The 14,339-nt window shown below is 50.3% G+C and carries 30 protein-coding genes; 1 reads left to right on the top strand and 29 read right to left on the bottom strand.

Translation table 11 applies throughout. The features are described 5' to 3' along the window. The first annotated feature begins 67 nt into the window (after positions 1-67). Positions 68-478, top strand: coding sequence for a large-conductance mechanosensitive channel protein MscL (mscL, locus tag HVZ37_RS02210; RefSeq protein ID WP_042326268.1), 411 nt, complete (start codon positions 68-70; stop codon positions 476-478). Here the strand turns inward: mscL and arfA are convergent. From arfA to rplD, 29 genes are all read right to left on the bottom strand, one after another. After that, a complete protein-coding gene (arfA, locus tag HVZ37_RS02205) occupies positions 475-693 on the bottom strand; it encodes an alternative ribosome-rescue factor ArfA (RefSeq protein WP_181628075.1) in 219 nt (72 codons plus the stop codon). The genes mscL and arfA overlap by 4 nt on opposite strands. Positions 694-748: 55 nt before the next feature. After that, a complete protein-coding gene (zntR, locus tag HVZ37_RS02200; protein WP_058587489.1) occupies positions 749-1,174 on the bottom strand; it encodes a Zn(2+)-responsive transcriptional regulator in 426 nt (141 codons plus the stop codon). Between the two features lie 10 nt (positions 1,175-1,184). Continuing rightward, a complete protein-coding gene (locus tag HVZ37_RS02195; protein ID WP_058587488.1) occupies positions 1,185-1,553 on the bottom strand; it encodes a DUF1992 domain-containing protein in 369 nt (122 codons plus the stop codon). 106 nt (positions 1,554-1,659) lie between these two features. Further along, the gene (gene rplQ, locus HVZ37_RS02190; RefSeq protein WP_001216372.1) at positions 1,660-2,046 is read right to left on the bottom strand and encodes a 50S ribosomal protein L17; all 387 of its coding nucleotides are present in this window, start codon (positions 2,044-2,046) and stop codon (positions 1,660-1,662) included. A gap of 40 nt (positions 2,047-2,086) precedes the next feature. Next, the gene (gene rpoA / locus HVZ37_RS02185; RefSeq protein ID WP_001162094.1) at positions 2,087-3,076 is read right to left on the bottom strand and encodes a DNA-directed RNA polymerase subunit alpha; all 990 of its coding nucleotides are present in this window, start codon (positions 3,074-3,076) and stop codon (positions 2,087-2,089) included. Positions 3,077-3,101: 25 nt separating this feature from the next. Further along, complete coding sequence (rpsD, locus tag HVZ37_RS02180) at positions 3,102-3,722, bottom strand: 30S ribosomal protein S4 (RefSeq protein ID WP_000135226.1); 621 nt, start codon at positions 3,720-3,722, stop codon at positions 3,102-3,104. A 33-nt stretch (positions 3,723-3,755) separates the two neighbouring features. Continuing rightward, entirely contained in the window at positions 3,756-4,145 is a 390-nt protein-coding gene (gene rpsK / locus HVZ37_RS02175) for a 30S ribosomal protein S11 (protein ID WP_001029684.1), read from the bottom strand. Positions 4,146-4,161: 16 nt separating this feature from the next. Then, the gene (rpsM, locus tag HVZ37_RS02170; protein WP_012908431.1) at positions 4,162-4,518 is read right to left on the bottom strand and encodes a 30S ribosomal protein S13; all 357 of its coding nucleotides are present in this window, start codon (positions 4,516-4,518) and stop codon (positions 4,162-4,164) included. Between the two features lie 146 nt (positions 4,519-4,664). Then, positions 4,665-4,781: a 50S ribosomal protein L36 gene (gene rpmJ, locus HVZ37_RS02165; protein WP_000868187.1), complete on the bottom strand. Its 117-nt coding sequence runs from the start codon at positions 4,779-4,781 to the stop codon at positions 4,665-4,667. A 31-nt stretch (positions 4,782-4,812) separates the two neighbouring features. Then, complete coding sequence (secY, locus tag HVZ37_RS02160) at positions 4,813-6,144, bottom strand: preprotein translocase subunit SecY (RefSeq protein WP_001118864.1); 1,332 nt, start codon at positions 6,142-6,144, stop codon at positions 4,813-4,815. Positions 6,145-6,151: 7 nt separating this feature from the next. Continuing rightward, the gene (gene rplO / locus HVZ37_RS02155; protein WP_001238917.1) at positions 6,152-6,586 is read right to left on the bottom strand and encodes a 50S ribosomal protein L15; all 435 of its coding nucleotides are present in this window, start codon (positions 6,584-6,586) and stop codon (positions 6,152-6,154) included. A 3-nt stretch (positions 6,587-6,589) separates the two neighbouring features. After that, complete coding sequence (gene rpmD, locus HVZ37_RS02150; protein WP_001140434.1) at positions 6,590-6,769, bottom strand: 50S ribosomal protein L30; 180 nt, start codon at positions 6,767-6,769, stop codon at positions 6,590-6,592. Between the two features lie 3 nt (positions 6,770-6,772). Next, positions 6,773-7,276, bottom strand: coding sequence for a 30S ribosomal protein S5 (gene rpsE / locus HVZ37_RS02145; protein WP_000940121.1), 504 nt, complete (start codon positions 7,274-7,276; stop codon positions 6,773-6,775). A gap of 14 nt (positions 7,277-7,290) precedes the next feature. Next, complete coding sequence (gene rplR / locus HVZ37_RS02140) at positions 7,291-7,644, bottom strand: 50S ribosomal protein L18 (RefSeq protein WP_000358956.1); 354 nt, start codon at positions 7,642-7,644, stop codon at positions 7,291-7,293. Positions 7,645-7,653: 9 nt separating this feature from the next. Further along, entirely contained in the window at positions 7,654-8,187 is a 534-nt protein-coding gene (gene rplF, locus HVZ37_RS02135; RefSeq protein WP_012135817.1) for a 50S ribosomal protein L6, read from the bottom strand. Positions 8,188-8,199: 12 nt separating this feature from the next. Beyond that, on the bottom strand, positions 8,200-8,592 hold the full coding sequence (rpsH, locus tag HVZ37_RS02130; protein WP_000062611.1) for a 30S ribosomal protein S8: 393 nt from the start codon (positions 8,590-8,592) through the stop codon (positions 8,200-8,202). 33 nt (positions 8,593-8,625) lie between these two features. Then, the gene (rpsN, locus tag HVZ37_RS02125; protein WP_001118929.1) at positions 8,626-8,931 is read right to left on the bottom strand and encodes a 30S ribosomal protein S14; all 306 of its coding nucleotides are present in this window, start codon (positions 8,929-8,931) and stop codon (positions 8,626-8,628) included. Positions 8,932-8,945: 14 nt separating this feature from the next. Next, on the bottom strand, positions 8,946-9,485 hold the full coding sequence (gene rplE, locus HVZ37_RS02120) for a 50S ribosomal protein L5 (protein ID WP_001096206.1): 540 nt from the start codon (positions 9,483-9,485) through the stop codon (positions 8,946-8,948). Between the two features lie 14 nt (positions 9,486-9,499). Then, the gene (rplX, locus tag HVZ37_RS02115; protein ID WP_015962742.1) at positions 9,500-9,814 is read right to left on the bottom strand and encodes a 50S ribosomal protein L24; all 315 of its coding nucleotides are present in this window, start codon (positions 9,812-9,814) and stop codon (positions 9,500-9,502) included. Between the two features lie 10 nt (positions 9,815-9,824). Beyond that, positions 9,825-10,196: a 50S ribosomal protein L14 gene (gene rplN, locus HVZ37_RS02110; RefSeq protein ID WP_000613954.1), complete on the bottom strand. Its 372-nt coding sequence runs from the start codon at positions 10,194-10,196 to the stop codon at positions 9,825-9,827. 162 nt (positions 10,197-10,358) lie between these two features. Next, the gene (gene rpsQ, locus HVZ37_RS02105; RefSeq protein WP_002438707.1) at positions 10,359-10,613 is read right to left on the bottom strand and encodes a 30S ribosomal protein S17; all 255 of its coding nucleotides are present in this window, start codon (positions 10,611-10,613) and stop codon (positions 10,359-10,361) included. Further along, complete coding sequence (gene rpmC / locus HVZ37_RS02100) at positions 10,613-10,804, bottom strand: 50S ribosomal protein L29 (protein WP_000644742.1); 192 nt, start codon at positions 10,802-10,804, stop codon at positions 10,613-10,615. The genes rpsQ and rpmC overlap by 1 nt, the downstream gene beginning before the upstream one ends. Next, positions 10,804-11,214, bottom strand: coding sequence for a 50S ribosomal protein L16 (gene rplP / locus HVZ37_RS02095; protein WP_000941208.1), 411 nt, complete (start codon positions 11,212-11,214; stop codon positions 10,804-10,806). The genes rpmC and rplP overlap by 1 nt, the downstream gene beginning before the upstream one ends. A 12-nt stretch (positions 11,215-11,226) precedes the next feature. Next, the gene (gene rpsC, locus HVZ37_RS02090) at positions 11,227-11,928 is read right to left on the bottom strand and encodes a 30S ribosomal protein S3 (RefSeq protein WP_000529945.1); all 702 of its coding nucleotides are present in this window, start codon (positions 11,926-11,928) and stop codon (positions 11,227-11,229) included. A gap of 17 nt (positions 11,929-11,945) precedes the next feature. Then, positions 11,946-12,278 (bottom strand): 50S ribosomal protein L22, encoded by a 333-nt coding sequence (gene rplV, locus HVZ37_RS02085; RefSeq protein ID WP_000447529.1) that lies wholly within the window; start codon positions 12,276-12,278, stop codon positions 11,946-11,948. A 14-nt stretch (positions 12,279-12,292) separates the two neighbouring features. Continuing rightward, positions 12,293-12,571 carry a 30S ribosomal protein S19 gene (rpsS, locus tag HVZ37_RS02080; protein WP_001138117.1) on the bottom strand — a complete coding sequence of 93 codons (279 nt, stop codon included), beginning with the start codon at positions 12,569-12,571 and terminating at the stop codon, positions 12,293-12,295. Between the two features lie 16 nt (positions 12,572-12,587). Next, the gene (gene rplB, locus HVZ37_RS02075; protein ID WP_000301864.1) at positions 12,588-13,409 is read right to left on the bottom strand and encodes a 50S ribosomal protein L2; all 822 of its coding nucleotides are present in this window, start codon (positions 13,407-13,409) and stop codon (positions 12,588-12,590) included. Positions 13,410-13,426: 17 nt separating this feature from the next. After that, entirely contained in the window at positions 13,427-13,729 is a 303-nt protein-coding gene (gene rplW / locus HVZ37_RS02070; RefSeq protein WP_000617546.1) for a 50S ribosomal protein L23, read from the bottom strand. Further along, positions 13,726-14,331 carry a 50S ribosomal protein L4 gene (gene rplD, locus HVZ37_RS02065; RefSeq protein ID WP_000424395.1) on the bottom strand — a complete coding sequence of 202 codons (606 nt, stop codon included), beginning with the start codon at positions 14,329-14,331 and terminating at the stop codon, positions 13,726-13,728. The genes rplW and rplD overlap by 4 nt, the downstream gene beginning before the upstream one ends. Between the last annotated feature and the right edge of the window lie 8 nt (positions 14,332-14,339).

The following is a 14,339-nucleotide window of genomic DNA, read 5'->3' as shown; positions in this document are numbered from 1 at the left end:
ATACTTAAATGGCAAATGCCTTAACATTTGTTAAACTTATTAACGTCAGCTGCATAGGGAGAATATAATGAGCATTATTAAAGAGTTTCGCGAATTCGCGATGCGCGGGAATGTTGTCGATTTGGCAGTGGGTGTCATTATCGGTGCGGCGTTCGGTAAAATTGTATCGTCACTGGTTGCCGATATCATTATGCCGCCGCTGGGTTTGTTAATTGGTGGGATCGATTTTAAACAGTTTGCCGTCACATTGCGTGATGCGCAGGGAGATATCCCGGCCGTTGTGATGCATTATGGCGTGTTTATTCAGAATATCTTCGACTTTGTGATTGTCGCCTTTGCTATTTTCATGGCAATTAAGCTCATTAACAAACTCAATCGTAAGAAAGAAGAGCCGGCGGCTGCACCTGCACCGACGAAAGAAGAAGTCTTGCTTACTGAGATCCGCGACCTGCTGAAAGAACAGAATAATCGTTCTTAACAGACCGCAGAAAGCAGAAGGCCAGTGGTAAAAAAGTGATTCACTTTCTTGCCACTGGCCTCCCAGTTACCCCGGTTACCGTGTTTGCCTTTACGTAAATAACTCCCTTTCCCTTTCTTATTCTTTTCAACACGCAGTCTGAATAGCGGGTCATGTAATAATGCCTCAATGGCATTGTCCTTTATCTGCCCTTTCGTATGCTGATAACGACTCATAATAACTCCAGTTTGTAGTTTAACGGCGGGAGTGTAGTCCCACCTGTCTGATAAATCAACCGCCCGACGCCACTCCACTGGCTCCTTGTTCAAGAGCTTCCAGGATTGAGCAGTACACACTGCTATGCGCAGTGCCACAGCAGGCATCGTTCAAACGCTGCAATGAACGCTGCATGCTTTGCAGTTCGGCAATACGAGCTTCAACTTCTTTCAGCCTGTCCTGCACGATCCCTTTGGATTCCTGACAGGTATGATGTTCAGGATCGATGCGGATCGATAACAATTCACGGATCGACTCAAGGGTAAAGCCAAGCTGTCGGGCATAGCGGATGAATTTAAGCCGTTGAAGATCCTTTTCCGTATATAACCGGAAACCGCCTTCTGTGCGCACCTCATGCTCCATCATCTGCTGCTTTTCATAGTAGCGGATCGTATCAGGGGTCACTTCCGCCAGCTTTGCTAACTCACCAATGCGATACATGTCCACTCCATTAATTATCGTTAATTTTATGCAGCAACTTATCAGCATACTCACCGCGTAAAAATTCCGTGCTCAGACCGGACTGCCGCAGCTTCAGTTCCAGCAGTGACAAACGCCGACTCACTTCCTGATACTGCGGATCATCCTGCCGCAGGCCTTTCAGCAGATCCAACAACTGGATGGCTTCTTTCCGCTGCTCCAGTTCGGGTGGGAGACAGCCTGCGTTCTTCAGTAAGCGATAACCGGCACGTAGCTCATCAGGCACATGTGAATCATCATCCAGCACCAACGGTTGGCCAGCGCCGCGAAGATCTTCAAACTCACCTTTTCTTTGTGCATCGATGATATGACGCTCTGCCCACTGGTCCAGTAACCACATAATGACTCCAGGGGATGAACAAAAAGAGTACAGATATTGTAGATAAGTGGGGGTGCTGCGGATATAAAAAAACCCGCCGAGGCGGGTTTTTTTACGTTACTACAGATTACTCTGCAGCAGCTTCTGCTTTCGACTCAGAGCGATCAACCAGCTCGATGTATGCCATCGGCGCATTGTCGCCTGCACGGAAGCCACACTTCAGAATGCGAGTGTAACCACCGGCGCGGCTCGCGAAACGCGGGCCCAGCTCGTTAAACAGTTTTGCCACGATCTCGTTATCACGAGTGCGGGCGAATGCCAGACGACGATTAGCTACGCTATCAGTCTTGGCAAGAGTAATCAGCGGCTCAACTACGCGACGCAGCTCTTTCGCTTTAGGCAGGGTCGTCTTGATGATTTCATGACGAACCAGTGAACCTGCCATGTTGCGGAACATAGCCTGGCGATGGCTGCTGTTGCGGTTCAGTTGACGACCACTCTTACGATGGCGCATGACCTTATCCTTCTCAGTAAAACCTTAACCTGTGATCCGGTTACTCGTCAGCGATGCTTGCCGGTGGCCAGTTTTCCAGGCGCATGCCCAGAGACAGTCCACGGGAAGCCAGCACGTCTTTAATCTCAGTAAGAGATTTTTTACCAAGGTTAGGCGTCTTAAGAAGCTCAACCTCAGTACGCTGTACCAGATCACCGATATAGTGGATAGCTTCTGCTTTAAGGCAGTTAGCAGAGCGGACAGTCAATTCCAGATCGTCAACAGGGCGCAGCAGGATCGGATCGAATTCTGGTTTCTCTTCTTTCACTTCCGGCTGACGTACATCACGTAAATCAACGAAAGCTTCCAGTTGTTCTGCCAGAATGGTCGCCGCACGACGAATCGCCTCTTCAGGATCGATTGTGCCGTTGGTTTCCATTTCGATGACCAGCTTGTCCAGGTCGGTACGCTGTTCTACACGCGCTGCTTCAACATTGTAGGCAATACGCTCTACAGGGCTGTAGCATGCGTCGACCAGCAGACGGCCGATTGGGCGCTCATCTTCTTCCGAATGAATTCGGGTAGAAGCCGGCACATAACCACGACCGCGCTGAACTTTGATACGCATGCTAATAGACGCGTTCTCATCGGTCAGGTGGCAGATCACGTGCTGCGGCTTGACGATTTCGACATCCCCGTCATGGGTAATGTCGGCTGCAGTCACAGGGCCAATGCCAGATTTATTCAAGGTAAGAATAACTTCATCTTTACCCTGAACTCTCACCGCCAGCCCTTTCAGGTTGAGCAGGATTTCCAGGATATCTTCCTGAACGCCTTCTTTGGTGCTGTACTCATGTAGTACACCATCAATCTCAACCTCGGTCACCGCGCAACCCGGCATCGATGAGAGCAGAATACGGCGCAGTGCGTTACCCAGAGTATGGCCGAAGCCACGCTCTAAAGGCTCAAGGGTCACCTTGGCGTGCGTCGAACTCACTTGCTCGATATCTACCAGGCGCGGTTTTAGAAACTCTGTCACAGAACCCTGCATTGTGTCCTCTCTTTGGTACTAAGCTTTACTTGGAGTAAAGCTCGACGATCAGGTGTTCGTTAATGTCCGCAGACAGATCAGAACGCTCAGGCTTACGCTTGTACGTACCTTCCATCTTGCCAGCATCAACTTCCAGCCAGGTTGGCTTTTCACGCTGCTCAGCCAGCTCCAGAGCGGCTTTCACGCGAGACTGCTTCTTCGCTTTCTCACGAATGCTAACAACGTCATTCGGACTAACCTGATAAGAAGCGATGTTAACAACACGACCGTTTACCATAATCGCTTTATGGCTAACCAGCTGACGTGCTTCTGCACGAGTGGCGCCGAAGCCCATACGGTATACAACGTTGTCCAGACGACCTTCCAGCAGAGCCAACAGGTTTTCACCGGTGTTGCCTTTCAGACGTGCTGCTTCTTTGTAGTAGTTACGGAACTGACGCTCCAGCACACCGTAGATACGGCGAACTTTTTGCTTTTCACGCAACTGCACACCATAGTCAGACAGACGCGGTTTACGCGCACCGTGCTGGCCAGGAGCTTGTTCAATTTTACACTTGGTATCGATCGCGCGAACGCCAGACTTAAGGAATAAGTCGGTGCCCTCACGACGGCTCAGCTTGAGCTTAGGACCCAAATATCTTGCCATTTTCTATCTCCAACTAACCTGGAAAACGAAGCGTTATACGCGACGTTTTTTCGGCGGACGACAACCGTTATGAGGGATCGGAGTCACATCAGTAATATTAGTGATGCGGAAACCAGCGGCGTTCAGAGCACGAATAGTAGATTCGCGGCCTGGACCCGGACCTTTAACCATAACTTCCAGATTCTTGATGCCGTATTCTTTTACGGCGTCAGCGCAACGCTCTGCTGCAACCTGAGCTGCGAACGGAGTAGATTTGCGAGAACCACGGAAACCGGAACCACCGGCTGTTGCCCAACCCAGCGCGTTACCCTGACGATCAGTGATAGTCACGATGGTGTTGTTGAAAGAAGCATGGATATGAGCCACGCCGTCAGAGACTTGTTTTCTTACACGTTTACGTGCACGAATTGGTGCCTTTGCCATTATTCAATCACCCCGATTATTTCTTGATCGGTTTGCGCGGACCCTTACGGGTACGTGCGTTGGTCTTAGTACGCTGACCGCGCACTGGCAGACCACGACGATGACGCAAACCGCGATAGCAACCAAGATCCATCAGGCGCTTGATGCTCATGCTGATTTCACGGCGCAGATCACCTTCAACGACAAATTTGGCAACTTCGTCACGCAGCGTGTCGATTTGTCCTTCAGACAGCTCACTGATCTTAACATTTTCAGCGATACCCGCTGCAGCCAGGATGGCTTTAGAACGGGTCTTACCGATGCCGTAGATCGACGTTAACGCGATCACAGCATGTTTTTGATCAGGAATGTTAATGCCTGCTATACGGGCCACTATGCACTCCTACTATTTAATATGTACGCACCATGCTGAAAAGCCCGTTTTCAGGATACTCAAATGGAAACGTACAGACATACAAAAGATTGGCTGGCTAATCTAGCCAGCTCAACCCAACTTTGCAAGAAAAATATGCGAATAAATCAGCCTTGGCGCTGTTTATGCTTCGGCTCGGCACTGCAAATCACACGGATGACACCATCACGCTTAACGATTTTGCAGTTACGGCATAATTTCTTGACGGAAGCACGAACTTTCATTTTTACTCTCCGTAACTTCTCGGGCGACCAATTATCGGCCGTAGCCTTTCAGGTTCGCCTTCTTCAATGCAGACTCGTACTGACTAGACATCATCAGAGTTTGCACTTGAGCCATAAAGTCCATAATCACGACAACAACGATAAGCAGTGAGGTCCCACCGAAGTAGAACGGTACTTTCATTGCATCACGCATGAACTCCGGGATCAGGCAGATAAAGGTAATATAGAGCGCACCGACCAAAGTCAGGCGGGTCATTACTTTATCGATATACTTCGCCGTTTGCTCTCCCGGACGAATTCCTGGTACAAATGCACCGGACTTCTTCAGGTTATCTGCTGTTTCACGCGGGTTGAAGACCAACGCCGTGTAGAAGAAACAGAAGAAGATGATTGCAGACGCATAGAGTAACACATAAAGCGGTTGCCCAGGCTGCAAATACAGCGAAATTGTTGTCAGCCAGTTCCAACCAGTACCGCCCCCGAACCATGACGCGATGGTTGCCGGGAACAGAATAATACTGGAAGCGAAGATTGCCGGGATTACCCCCGCCATATTCACTTTCAGCGGTAAATGTGTGCTCTGTGCAGCATAGACACGACGACCTTGCTGACGTTTAGCGTAGTTTACCACAATGCGGCGTTGACCACGCTCAACAAATACAACAAAGAACGTCACTGCAAATACTAATACTGCAACCAACAGCAACACGAGGAAGTGCAGGTCGCCTTGACGCGCTTGCTCGATAGTATGGGCAATGGCTGGCGGGAGGCCCGCGACAATACCGGCGAAGATAATGATCGAGATACCGTTACCGATACCACGTTCAGTAATCTGTTCGCCCAACCACATCAGGAACATCGTCCCTGTGACCAGACTGACAACAGCGGTGAAGTAGAATGCAAAGCCTGGATTCATTACCAGACCTTGCATACCAGGCATATTTGGCAGACCGGTAGCAATACCGATCGACTGGAATATGGCCAACACCAGAGTACCGTAGCGGGTGTACTGGCTGATCTTACGACGACCAGACTCCCCTTCTTTCTTGATTTCTGCCAGCGTTGGGTGAACCACCGTCAGCAGCTGGATAATAATTGATGCCGAAATATACGGCATAATACCCAGGGCAAAGATAGAAGCACGGCTGAGAGCACCACCAGAGAACATGTTAAACATTTCAATGATGGTGCCTCGCTGTTGCTCAAGCAGTTTGGCAAGTACAGCGGCATCAATACCAGGGATCGGAATGAAAGAGCCAATACGGAACACGATAAGCGCACCGATAACAAACAGCAGTCTGCGTTTCAGCTCGCCTAAGCCACCTTTGGCACTTTGAAAATCTAATCCCGGTTGTTTAGCCATCTGCTACTTATTCCTCGATTTTACCGCCAGCAGCTTCGATAGCAGCACGAGCGCCTTTAGTAACACGCAGACCACGAACAGTTACCGGAGTAGTGACTTCACCAGCCAGGATCACTTTCGCGAACTCGATCTGGATACCGATAATGTTAGCCGCTTTCAGCGTGTTCAGGTCTACAACACCGCCTTCCACTTTCGCCAGGTCAGACAGACGAACTTCGGCTGTAATCGCTGCTTTGCGAGAAGTGAAGCCGAATTTCGGCAGACGACGGTACAGAGGCATCTGACCACCCTCGAAACCGCGACGTACGCCACCGCCAGAACGAGACTTCTGACCTTTGTGACCACGACCACCGGTTTTACCGAGGCCAGAACCGATACCACGACCCAGGCGTTTACCCGCCTTTTTGGAGCCTTCGGCCGGAGACAGAGTATTTAAACGCATCTCTTACTCCTCAACTTTAACCATGAAGGAAACCGCGTTGACCATACCACGAACAGCAGGAGTATCCTCGCGCTCTACGGTGTGACCAATACGACGCAGACCCAGGCCAAGCAGCGTTGCCTTGTGTTTCGGCAGACGACCGATTGCACTGCGGGTTTGAGTAATTTTAATAGTCTTTGCCATGGTTTATTTCCCCAGAATTTCTTCAACGGATTTACCACGCTTGGCAGCGACCATTTCTGGAGAATTCATATTTTCCAGGCCATCAATAGTTGCACGAACCACGTTGATCGGGTTGGTGGAACCATATGCTTTAGCCAGAACGTTATGAACTCCAGCAACTTCCAGAACGGCGCGCATTGCACCACCGGCGATGATACCGGTACCTTCGGAAGCTGGCTGCATGAATACACGAGAACCCGTGTGAACACCTTTAACCGGGTGTTGCAGGGTGCCGTTGTTCAGCGCGACGTTAATCATATTGCGACGGGCTTTTTCCATCGCTTTCTGGATCGCTGCTGGAACTTCACGCGCTTTACCGTAACCAAAACCAACGCGACCGTTACCATCGCCTACTACAGTCAGAGCTGTGAAGGAGAAAATACGACCACCTTTTACGGTTTTAGATACGCGGTTTACCGCGATCAGCTTTTCCTGCAGTTCGCCAGCTTGTTTTTCGATGTGAGCCATCTTACACCTCTACCTTAGAACTGAAGGCCAGCTTCACGGGCAGCATCTGCCAGTGCCTGGACACGACCATGATATTGGAACCCGGAACGGTCAAAGGACACATCTTTGATGCCTTTTTCCAGAGCGCGTTCAGCGACAGCTTTACCCACAGCTGCAGCCGCGTCTTTGTTACCGGTGTACTTCAGTTGTTCAGCGATAGCTTTTTCTACAGTAGAAGCAGCTACCAGAACTTCAGAACCGTTCGGTGCAATTACCTGTGCGTAAATATGACGCGGGGTACGATGTACCACCAGGCGAGTTGCGCCCAGCTCTTTGAGCTTGCGGCGTGCGCGGGTCGCACGACGGATACGAGCAGATTTCTTATCCATAGTGTTACCTTACTTCTTCTTAGCCTCTTTGGTACGCACGACTTCGTCGGCGTAACGAACACCCTTGCCTTTGTAAGGCTCAGGACGACGGTAGGCACGCAGATCTGCTGCAACCTGGCCGATCACCTGCTTATCAGCGCCTTTCAGCACGATTTCAGTTTGAGTCGGACATTCTGCAGTAATCCCTGCCGGCAGCTGATGGTCAACCGGGTGTGAGAAACCTAATGACAGGTTTACTACGTTCCCTTTAACCGCTGCACGATAACCTACACCAACCAGCTGCAGCTTCTTAGTGAAGCCTTCGGTAACACCGATAACCATTGAGTTCAGCAGGGCACGCGCGGTACCAGCCTGAGCCCAACCGTCTACGTAACCATCACGCGGACCGAAGGTCAGTGCATTATCTGCATGTTTAACTTCAACAGCATCGTTGAGAGTACGAGTCAGCTCGCCGTTTTTACCTTTGATCGTAATAACCTGACCGTTGATTTTTACATCAACGCCGGCAGGAACAACGACCGGTGCTTTAGCAACACGAGACATTTTTTCCTCCGATTAGGCTACGTAGCAGATAATTTCGCCACCAAGACCAGCCTGGCGCGCTGCACGATCAGTCATAACACCTTTAGAGGTAGAAACAACCGCGATACCCAGACCCGCCATAACTTTCGGCAACTCATCTTTACGTTTATAGATGCGCAGACCTGGGCGACTGACACGCTGAATGCTTTCTACAACAGCTTTACCCTGGAAATACTTAAGAGTCAGTTCCAGTTCCGGCTTGGTGTCGCCTTCAACTTTAAAATCTTCAATAAAACCTTCTTCCTTCAGCACGTTGGCAATTGCCACTTTCAGCTTGGAGGAAGGCATGGTGACCGCAGCTTTGTTCGCGGCCTGACCGTTACGGATACGGGTCAGCATATCCGCGATCGGATCTTGCATGCTCATCTGTCTTTACTCCCGTGATTCAATTGGTGACAATTACCAGCTAGCCTTTTTCAAGCCTGGTACTTCACCGCGCATAGCGGCTTCACGTAGCTTGATACGGCTCAACCCGAACTTGCCCACATAACCATGTGGACGACCTGTTTGACGGCAGCGGTTACGCTGACGAGACGGGCTGGAATCACGCGGCAGAGACTGCAGCTTAAGAACAGCGTTCCAACGATCTTCGTCGGAAGCGTTCACATCAGAGATGATCGCTTTCAGTTCAGCGCGTTTCGCGAAGTATTTATCAGCTAAAGCTACGCGTTTTACTTCGCGTGCTTTCATTGATTGCTTAGCCATTCAGTAACCCTACCTTACTTGCGGAACGGGAAGTCAAAGGCAGCCAGCAGAGCACGGCCTTCTTCGTCAGATTTCGCAGTAGTGGTAATGGTAATATCCAAACCACGAACGCGGTCGACTTTATCGTAGTCGATTTCTGGGAAGATGATCTGCTCACGGACACCCATGCTGTAGTTACCACGACCGTCGAATGACTTAGCGGACAAGCCACGGAAGTCACGGATACGCGGTACAGCAATAGTGATCAGGCGCTCAAAGAACTCCCACATGCGTTCGCCACGCAGAGTTACTTTACAGCCGATCGGATAGCCCTGACGGATTTTGAAGCCTGCAACAGATTTGCGTGCTTTGGTGATCAACGGCTTTTGACCGGAGATTGCTGTCAGATCAGCTGCTGCATTATCCAGCAGTTTCTTGTCAGCGATCGCTTCACCAACACCCATGTTCAGGGTGATCTTCTCGACCCGAGGGACTTGCATGACAGAATTGTAGTTAAACTCAGTCATGAGTTTATTAACTACTTCGTCTTTGTAGTAATCATGCAGTTTCGCCATCGTACTACTCCAAATTACTTGATAGTTTCGCTGTTAGACTTGAAGAAACGGACTTTTTTGCCGTCTTCGAATCTAAAGCCTACACGGTCAGCCTTGCCGGTTGCCGCATTGAAGATTGCAATGTTAGAGATCTGAATAGCTGCTTCTTTCTCTACAATGCCGCCTGGTTGGTTCAGAGCCGGAACCGGCTTCTGGTGTTTCTTAACCAGGTTGATACCTTCAACGATGACCTTGCCGGAAGACAGGACATTCTTAACTTTACCGCGTTTACCTTTATCTTTACCGGTTAACACGATAACTTCGTCATCACGACGGATTTTCGCTGCCATGATTCGCTCCTTAGAGTACTTCTGGTGCCAGAGAGATAATTTTCATGAACTTCTCGTTGCGAAGTTCACGAGTTACCGGCCCAAAAATACGCGTACCGATAGGCTGCTCGCTGTTATTGTTTAAAATAACGCATGCATTACCATCGAAGCGAATGACAGAACCGTCCGGGCGACGAACACCCTTCTTGGTGCGCACCACTACCGCCTTCAGCACATCACCTTTTTTGACCTTACCACGCGGAATTGCTTCTTTGATGGTGATCTTGATGATGTCGCCTACGCCTGCGTAGCGACGGTGCGAGCCACCCAGAACCTTGATACACATTACGCGACGTGCACCGGAGTTGTCGGCGACGTTCAGCATAGTCTGTTCTTGGATCATTTTAGTGCTCCGCTAATGTCAACTACTACTGAGACCCGAAATCAGGTCGTTAAAAAAGCCCCATATCGAGGGCGCGGCATTATAACACCGCTCTCAGGATATGGGTAGAAAAAATAAACGGCCCATCGCTGAGCCGTTTATTCGTTGAGAACGCGTACTGTATTACAGAACCGCTTTCTCTACAACGCGAACCAGCGTCCAGGACTTAGTCTTGGACAGCGGACGGCATTCACGGATTTCAACCTTGTCGCCGATACCGCATTCGTTGTTCTCGTCATGTACGTGCAGTTTGGTCGTACGCTTAATGAATTTACCGTAGATCGGGTGTTTCACAAAACGTTCGATAGCAACAACAATGGATTTCTCCATTTTGTCGCTAACAACGCGACCTTGCAGAGTACGGATTTTATCGGTCATTACGCACCCGCCTTCTCAGTCAGTAAAGTCTTAACGCGTGCGACATCACGACGCACTTGCTTCAACAGGTGAGACTGTTGCAGCTGGCCACTTGCAGCCTGCATACGCAGGTTGAACTGCTCACGCAGCAGGTTCAGCAGCTCGGTGTTCAGCTCTTCAACACTCTTCTCACGCAGCTCTTTTGCTTTCATTACATCACCGTCTTAGTTACAAAGGTGGTTTTAATCGGCAGTTTCGCTGCTGCCAGCTTGAATGCTTCACGGGCCAGCTCTTCCGGTACGCCGTCCATTTCATACAGGACTTTACCCGGCTGAATCAAGGCAACCCAATACTCCACGTTACCTTTACCTTTACCCATACGCACTGCCAGCGGCTTTTCAGTGATCGGTTTGTCCGGGAATACACGGATCCAGATCTTACCTTGACGCTTAACTGCACGGGTCATAGCACGACGTGCTGCTTCGATCTGACGGGCAGTCAGACGACCACGGCCAACAGCTTTCAGACCGAAGCTGCCGAAGCTAACATCCGCGCCAGCAGCCAGACCGCGGTTACGGCCTTTGTGCATTTTACGGAATTTTGTACGCTTTGGTTGTAACATCAGCGACGCTCCTTATTTACGGCCTTTACGCTGCTGCTTTTTAGGTTGAGCAGCCGGTTTTTCCGGTTGTTCAACAGCAGCCATACCACCCAGGATCTCGCCTTTGAAGATCCATACCTTAACGCCGATTACACCGTAAGTGGTGTGCGCTTCAGAGGTGTTGTAGTCGATGTCAGCACGCAGAGTGTGCAGCGGTACGCGACCTTCGCGGTACCATTCGGTACGTGCGATTTCCGCGCCGCCCAGACGGCCGCTAACTTCAACTTTGATCCCTTTAGCGCCCAGACGCATTGCGTTCTGTACAGCACGCTTCATCGCACGACGGAACATAACACGACGTTCCAGCTGAGAAGTGATGCTGTCAGCAACCAGTTTTGCGTCCAGTTCAGGTTTACGAACTTCGGCGATATTGATCTGTGCAGGAACGCCAGCGATATCCGCTACGACCTTACGCAGTTTTTCTACGTCTTCACCTTTCTTACCGATAACGATACCCGGGCGAGCAGTGTGAATAGTCACACGGATGCTCTTAGCCGGACGCTCGATAACGATACGAGATACGGACGCTTTAGCCAGTTCCTTAGTCAGGTACTGACGTACTTTAAAATCGCTGTCCAGGTTGTCAGCGAATTCTTTGGTGTTCGCAAACCAGGTAGAGTTCCATGGTTTTACAATACCCAGGCGAATACCATTAGGATGTACTTTCTGACCCATTGCTAGTCTCCAGAGTCTCAGCGATCGGACACAACCACAGTGATGTGGCTGGTGCGCTTCAGGATGCGATCTGCACGACCTTTTGCACGCGGCATAATGCGCTTCATGCTCGGGCCTTCGTCTACGAAAATTTTCGTAACTTTCAGATCGTCAATGTCAGCGCCATCGTTGTGTTCAGCGTTAGCAATGGCAGATTCCAGTACCTTCTTGACCAGTACAGCCGCTTTCTTGTTGGTGTAGGTCAGAATATCCAGAGCCTGCGACACTTTCTTACCGCGAATCAGGTCAGCAACAAGGCGAACCTTCTGAGCAGAAGAACGAGCATGGCGATGTTTAGCGATAGTTTCCATCTCTTCCTCCTACCTTATTTCTTCTTCGCTTTTTTATCAGCAGCATGGCCGCGATAAGTACGAGTCGGTGCGAATTCACCCAGTTTGTGACCGACCATTTCATCGGTTACAAATACTGGAACGTGCTGACGACCATTATGGACAGCGATGGTCAAACCGATCATGTTAGGAAAGATCGTTGAACGACGGGACCAAGTGCGCAGGGGCTTCTTGTCTCCGCTTTCCACCGCTTTCTCTACCTTCTTCAGCAAGTGCAGGTCAATAAAAGGACCTTTCTTGAGAGAACGTGGCATGGCTTATCCTCTAAAATTATTTGCTACGGCGACGTACGATGAATTTATCAGTACGCTTGTTGCTGCGGGTCTTCTTACCTTTGGTCTGAACGCCCCACGGAGTTACCGGGTGCTTACCAAAGTTACGACCTTCACCACCACCATGTGGGTGGTCGACTGGGTTCATCGCGGTACCGCGAACGGTCGGACGAACACCACGCCAGCGTGCAGCACCTGCTTTACCCAGAACGCGCAGCATATGCTCAGCATTGCCAACTTCGCCCAGAGTTGCACGGCAGTCTGCTTCGACTTTACGCATTTCACCAGAACGCAGACGCAGGGTGACATAAGCACCATCACGAGCAACGATCTGAACGTAAGTACCAGCGGAACGTGCCAGCTGACCGCCTTTACCTGGTTTCATTTCTACGTTATGAACGGTAGAACCAACCGGGATATTGCGCATCGGCAGGGTGTTGCCTGGTTTGATTGCAGCATCAACGCCAGATTGGATCTGGTCGCCCGCTTTCAGGCCTTTAGGGGCCAGGATGTAACGGCGCTCACCGTCTTTGTACAGAACCAGCGCGATGTTCGCGGAACGGTTCGGATCGTACTCAAGACGTTCAACAACTGCCGGAATACCATCTTTGTTGCGTTTGAAGTCAACAATACGGTATGCCTGCTTGTGGCCACCACCGATATGACGGGTGGTGATACGGCCATTGTTGTTACGACCACCGGATTTGCTGTTTTTTTCCAGCAACGGAGCAAAAGGTTTGCCCTTGTGCAGCTCAGGGTTAACCACTTTAACTACGTGGCGACGACCCGGAGATGTCGGTTTACATTTAACAACTGCCATTGTATTACTCCTCCGACTTACTCAGCGCCGCCAACGAAGTCCAGATTCTGGCCTTCCTTCAGGGTGACGTAAGCTTTTTTCCAGTCGCTACGACGACCGATACGCTGTCCGTGACGTTTAACTTTCCCTTTAACAACCAGGGTGTTAACGACTTCGACTTCGACTTCAAACAGTTTCTGCACAGCAGCTTTGATCTCTGCTTTGGTCGCGTCTTTAGCAACTTTGAGAACGATGGTGTTAGTTTTTTCCATCGCAGTAGACGCTTTTTCAGAAACGTGCGGTGCACGCAGCACCTTCAGCAGACGTTCTTCACGAATCATGCCAGCATCTCCTCAACTTGCTTAACAGCATCAGCAGTCATTACGACTTTGTCGAAGGCGATCAGGCTAACCGGGTCGATACCAGTTGCATCGCGTACGTCAACCTTGTGCAGGTTGCGCGCAGCCAGGAACAGGTTTTCGTCCAGCTCACCGGTGATGATCAGCACATCTTCCAGAGCCATGTCTTTCAGTTTCTGTGCCAGCAGCTTAGTTTTAGGCGCTTCAACAGAGAACTTCTCGACAACGATCAGACGATCCTGACGTACCAGTTCGGACAGAATGCTTTTCAGCGCGCCGCGGTACATCTTTTTGTTAACTTTTTGACTGTGGTCCTGCGGACGAGCAGCGAAGGTTACGCCACCGGAACGCCAGATCGGGCTCTTGATAGAACCTGAACGCGCACGGCCGGTACCTTTCTGACGCCACGGTTTTTTGCCTGAACCAGTTACTTCAGCACGAGTCTTCTGAGCACGAGTACCCTGACGAGCACCAGCTGCATAAGCAACAACAACCTGGTGAACCAGCGCTTCGTTGAAATCACGACCGAAGGTAGTTTCGGAAACAGTCAGCGCGCTCTGCGCGTCTTTCAATACTAATTCCATTGCTATCC

The sequence above is a fragment of the Citrobacter sp. RHB35-C17 genome, from assembly GCF_013816795.1.
GTDB lineage: Bacteria > Pseudomonadota > Gammaproteobacteria > Enterobacterales > Enterobacteriaceae > Citrobacter_A > Citrobacter_A amalonaticus.
The sequence above is the reverse complement of the archived record's forward strand: the minus strand, read 5'-3'. Positions and strand labels throughout refer to the sequence as shown.

Excerpts from the sequence above, each read along its gene's own strand:
- rpsH (WP_000062611.1), bottom strand. The coding sequence starts at position 8,592 with ATGAGCATGCAAGATCCGATCGCGGATATGCTGACCCGTATCCGTAAC.
- rpsS (WP_001138117.1), bottom strand. The coding sequence starts at position 12,571 with ATGCCACGTTCTCTCAAGAAAGGTCCTTTTATTGACCTGCACTTGCTG.
- rpsD (WP_000135226.1), bottom strand. The coding sequence starts at position 3,722 with ATGGCAAGATATTTGGGTCCTAAGCTCAAGCTGAGCCGTCGTGAGGGC.
- rplV (WP_000447529.1), bottom strand. The coding sequence starts at position 12,278 with ATGGAAACTATCGCTAAACATCGCCATGCTCGTTCTTCTGCTCAGAAG.
- rplB (WP_000301864.1), bottom strand. The coding sequence starts at position 13,409 with ATGGCAGTTGTTAAATGTAAACCGACATCTCCGGGTCGTCGCCACGTA.
- rpsE (WP_000940121.1), bottom strand. The coding sequence starts at position 7,276 with ATGGCTCACATCGAAAAACAAGCTGGCGAACTGCAGGAAAAGCTGATC.
- rplD (WP_000424395.1), bottom strand. The coding sequence starts at position 14,331 with ATGGAATTAGTATTGAAAGACGCGCAGAGCGCGCTGACTGTTTCCGAA.
- rplE (WP_001096206.1), bottom strand. The coding sequence starts at position 9,485 with ATGGCGAAACTGCATGATTACTACAAAGACGAAGTAGTTAATAAACTC.
- arfA (WP_181628075.1), bottom strand. The coding sequence starts at position 693 with ATGAGTCGTTATCAGCATACGAAAGGGCAGATAAAGGACAATGCCATT.
- rplR (WP_000358956.1), bottom strand. The coding sequence starts at position 7,644 with ATGGATAAGAAATCTGCTCGTATCCGTCGTGCGACCCGCGCACGCCGC.
- rpmD (WP_001140434.1), bottom strand. The coding sequence starts at position 6,769 with ATGGCAAAGACTATTAAAATTACTCAAACCCGCAGTGCAATCGGTCGT.
- rpsQ (WP_002438707.1), bottom strand. The coding sequence starts at position 10,613 with ATGACCGATAAAATCCGTACTCTGCAAGGTCGCGTTGTTAGCGACAAA.
- rpoA (WP_001162094.1), bottom strand. The coding sequence starts at position 3,076 with ATGCAGGGTTCTGTGACAGAGTTTCTAAAACCGCGCCTGGTAGATATC.
- rpsN (WP_001118929.1), bottom strand. The coding sequence starts at position 8,931 with ATGGCTAAGCAATCAATGAAAGCACGCGAAGTAAAACGCGTAGCTTTA.
- zntR (WP_058587489.1), bottom strand. The coding sequence starts at position 1,174 with ATGTATCGCATTGGTGAGTTAGCAAAGCTGGCGGAAGTGACCCCTGAT.
- rplX (WP_015962742.1), bottom strand. The coding sequence starts at position 9,814 with ATGGCAGCGAAAATCCGTCGTGATGACGAAGTTATCGTGTTAACCGGT.
- rplF (WP_012135817.1), bottom strand. The coding sequence starts at position 8,187 with ATGTCTCGTGTTGCTAAAGCACCGGTCGTTGTTCCTGCCGGCGTTGAT.
- secY (WP_001118864.1), bottom strand. The coding sequence starts at position 6,144 with ATGGCTAAACAACCGGGATTAGATTTTCAAAGTGCCAAAGGTGGCTTA.
- rplW (WP_000617546.1), bottom strand. The coding sequence starts at position 13,729 with ATGATTCGTGAAGAACGTCTGCTGAAGGTGCTGCGTGCACCGCACGTT.
- rpmJ (WP_000868187.1), bottom strand. The coding sequence starts at position 4,781 with ATGAAAGTTCGTGCTTCCGTCAAGAAATTATGCCGTAACTGCAAAATC.
- rpmC (WP_000644742.1), bottom strand. The coding sequence starts at position 10,804 with ATGAAAGCAAAAGAGCTGCGTGAGAAGAGTGTTGAAGAGCTGAACACC.
- rplO (WP_001238917.1), bottom strand. The coding sequence starts at position 6,586 with ATGCGTTTAAATACTCTGTCTCCGGCCGAAGGCTCCAAAAAGGCGGGT.
- HVZ37_RS02195 (WP_058587488.1), bottom strand. The coding sequence starts at position 1,553 with ATGTGGTTACTGGACCAGTGGGCAGAGCGTCATATCATCGATGCACAA.
- rplQ (WP_001216372.1), bottom strand. The coding sequence starts at position 2,046 with ATGCGCCATCGTAAGAGTGGTCGTCAACTGAACCGCAACAGCAGCCAT.
- mscL (WP_042326268.1), top strand. The coding sequence starts at position 68 with ATGAGCATTATTAAAGAGTTTCGCGAATTCGCGATGCGCGGGAATGTT.
- rpsK (WP_001029684.1), bottom strand. The coding sequence starts at position 4,145 with ATGGCAAAGGCACCAATTCGTGCACGTAAACGTGTAAGAAAACAAGTC.
- rpsC (WP_000529945.1), bottom strand. The coding sequence starts at position 11,928 with ATGGGTCAGAAAGTACATCCTAATGGTATTCGCCTGGGTATTGTAAAA.
- rplN (WP_000613954.1), bottom strand. The coding sequence starts at position 10,196 with ATGATCCAAGAACAGACTATGCTGAACGTCGCCGACAACTCCGGTGCA.
- rplP (WP_000941208.1), bottom strand. The coding sequence starts at position 11,214 with ATGTTACAACCAAAGCGTACAAAATTCCGTAAAATGCACAAAGGCCGT.